The sequence below is a fragment of the Caproicibacter fermentans genome (assembly GCF_009746625.1).
Lineage (GTDB): Bacteria > Bacillota > Clostridia > Oscillospirales > Acutalibacteraceae > Caproicibacter > Caproicibacter fermentans.
The window spans coordinates 1-2,726 of sequence record NZ_VWXL01000013.1 but is presented as its reverse complement, the minus strand read 5'-3'; the positions used below and the strand labels follow the sequence as shown (position 1 = coordinate 2,726).

The 2,726-nt window shown below is 38.6% G+C and carries 2 protein-coding genes and 1 pseudogene; all 3 read right to left on the bottom strand.

Annotated features, from left to right (window positions below):
* Positions 1-220 precede the first annotated feature (220 nt).
* The 3 genes and pseudogenes from CAFE_RS01860 to CAFE_RS01850 all read right to left on the bottom strand — a co-directional run bounded on the left by CAFE_RS01860 (position 221) and on the right by CAFE_RS01850 (position 2,301).
* On the bottom strand, positions 221-760 hold the full coding sequence (locus tag CAFE_RS01860; protein ID WP_156989650.1) for a DUF1697 domain-containing protein: 540 nt from the start codon (positions 758-760) through the stop codon (positions 221-223).
* A gap of 384 nt (positions 761-1,144) precedes the next feature.
* Positions 1,145-1,549, bottom strand: a pseudogene (locus CAFE_RS01855) (GFA family protein).
* A 137-nt stretch (positions 1,550-1,686) separates the two neighbouring features.
* The gene (locus tag CAFE_RS01850) at positions 1,687-2,301 is read right to left on the bottom strand and encodes a DUF6518 family protein (RefSeq protein ID WP_156989649.1); all 615 of its coding nucleotides are present in this window, start codon (positions 2,299-2,301) and stop codon (positions 1,687-1,689) included.
* Between the last annotated feature and the right edge of the window lie 425 nt (positions 2,302-2,726).

The window sequence follows — 2,726 nt, the reverse complement described above, 5'->3', positions numbered from 1 at the left end:
CGCAAAAGTGGAAATAAATTCAGGAGTATAGCGTCGAAATTCGACGTAATCATTCAGTTGGAACGCCTCTTGAATCCCTTTTCGCTGAATTCCTCTTCCTGCGCCATTTGTTCAGAGGTTCCCTAAGTCGTCTGCTTTAAATTCTCTTATCATAAATCCTCCGATTTAGCCCACGCCAACAGGCTCATTGCCTTGTTCCCAACACACTGGGAGTTGTGAACTACATTTCAACAATCTTTTTAACTGTATTTGCTGTTCTGATTGTCAGCCTGCTGCTAATGCTTGCGCGGGCTGTCCTCGACCACCAATTTGTCTTTTGATAATCTTTACGACTAAAAGACCAGAATGCCGCTTTTTTGTAGCCTGTTATCTTTTCAAATTCTTCTTTAGGTTCTCCTATTTCACTAAACACCTCAGTAAATGTTGTCGACGGTATTATAAAAATCAGATTATCGTATATTTCCTTTTTCCCGGTATTCCACCAGCCAGGAGCATTACGTAATATATCTTCCAGGTCTTCTTTTAATATGACAAAAACCGGTATATCCAAATTAAACCTGTCTTTTATCATTCTTTCAAGCTGACCAGAAAAAGTCTCGTTGTCGTTCTTATCACTTGAAAAGATGATATTGCCACTGTTCAGATATGTCCTTACTTGTAAAAAGCCAAGTTCTTCAAAGCCTGCCTTTAATTCAGACATCTTTATCTTATTTTTACCACCTACATTGATCCCCCTTAAAAATGCAATATATCTTTTCATATAAATCCATCTCCGCCGATTCCGATTTTTCTATTTCTTCTTTGTGCTATATTTCTTGCTTTTTTAGTCCGGCCCAGGAAATCATCAGGTTTTTGCTGTCCCTTTCCATGCCTTTCATACGAACATCTTTACTTTGCCACAATCTGCCATTGTACACGAACTTAATTATATATTATTATAGATAACATTAACAATGAAAGCTTATCTGATTTTCAACATTATTCTTAAACTGAGCCGAAATTTATAAAAAGGATACCCGTCAGGGTATCCTTTAATCGTTTTACGAGTCTACTCGACATAGTCCTACTACGGTTTCCACGTGGCTTGAGTAGACAATAATGATGCTGTTAAGACATAGTTACTCCTGAGTGGCGGATTGTTTTTTTATTCATTTGGGAGTTCTTTATACTTTGGTATTTTCTCTAAATCACTGTCCCAACTCGCTTTGCTCGCATAGTAGATGTGTCCTTGCGGTTTCATGTATATAACACTGTCAATACATCCTGCGGGAACAACCAGCAGCTTTCCGTCAGACTGAATATTAGGCAGTGCTGATCCGCAATTAGCACAGAAGCTTTTTATGTGTCCTTCTGAAAGATAGTTAAAAGTTTTCACTTCATTTTAACCTGAAAGCCAGGTTAACTTGGCTGTAGAGGAAAACAGATTGGCCGCATGGGCTGACCCTGTATCTTTACGGCATCGTTCACAATGGCAAAGGAAAAAATTTTCAAAATCCCCTTCTATTTCAAAAGTAACTCTGCCACAAAGACATGATCCGGTGTATTTCACAGTCAAAACTCCTTTCAAAAGCTAAATATTTTTATATTCGACACAGTTTGACAATACATTCTGTATGCCTTAAGCCGATAAAAAAGATGACGGGGCAGCAGAGGAAGGCCTTGGCGGAAGGATGTTTTCTATCGTTTTTATGTCGTTAACCTGAAAAGGAACTCATAACCGATGATCCCAAGTACTGTATATGAACAAAATGATATTAGTGATTTCCTATGATAAAAGGCTTTTTTATAGATGATAAAGTATAGGACAAGACCTAATACAATCTTTCCTACGACGGCAGGAAGCATGTGCATATATTCGGACAAATGAATTATTTCGCTGAAACCCTCAGCAAAAAAAACGGCAGGAAGAAGACTTGCACCCCAATGATAATACGTACTCTTCTGCCTGTATAAATAAGCACCAAATCCGAAAATGATACCGGCAATTACAGCACAAATAAGCCAGAGATAGAAGTAGAAGCCTTCCAAAACAAAGGTGTGCTGATTAACAATGGATTCTGTCCAATAATAGGAAATGACGCAGACGATTAATGTTTCAGCACAAAGAATAAATGCCGGGAGCTTTTTTTTCGTAGCTGTAGCCATGAAGAAGGCTGGAGTTAACCAAATAGCACCTGAGTTTGCTAATGAATTTAGCGAAGCGGGAAGATATTTCTGTCCCAGAACTGTCAATATGCCTGTTAATACTCCAAGTAAGAGGGCGTATATTCCCTTAAAAATCTTTCTTTGACTTAAATTCATGATAGTACTCCAAACAACTTCTGATCATATCCTTATAGCTTAATACGATATCGGGCGTTGTGTTGTTTCAAATTGCTTAATCCTATCCTGTTGTCCCCAAAAAGCTATATATCTGTTCATATCTTTTTCTCCCGATTTTACTCGGCGGACAGGTTATATGCTTAACCCTGATATTTCCGCTCAAGCAGGCAAACTACCTCTGTATGGCTTGAGAGGACAGGATGAATGTTATTTGAGTGTGTCCGTTCTCGGGAACATATCCACTGCGTTTTTAGCACTATCGGTAGACGGGAACATATGACCTGAGCCCCGAAAACTGAGCCAATAGAAAAGTTAGTCACAATATGATAAAATGCAGATGGAGTGATTAACATGAAGAAACGGTTCAGCGAGGAACAGATCATCAGGATTCTAAAAGAACATGA

Excerpts from the sequence above, each read along its gene's own strand:
- CAFE_RS01860 (WP_156989650.1), bottom strand. The coding sequence starts at position 760 with ATGAAAAGATATATTGCATTTTTAAGGGGGATCAATGTAGGTGGTAAA.
- CAFE_RS01850 (WP_156989649.1), bottom strand. The coding sequence starts at position 2,301 with ATGAATTTAAGTCAAAGAAAGATTTTTAAGGGAATATACGCCCTCTTA.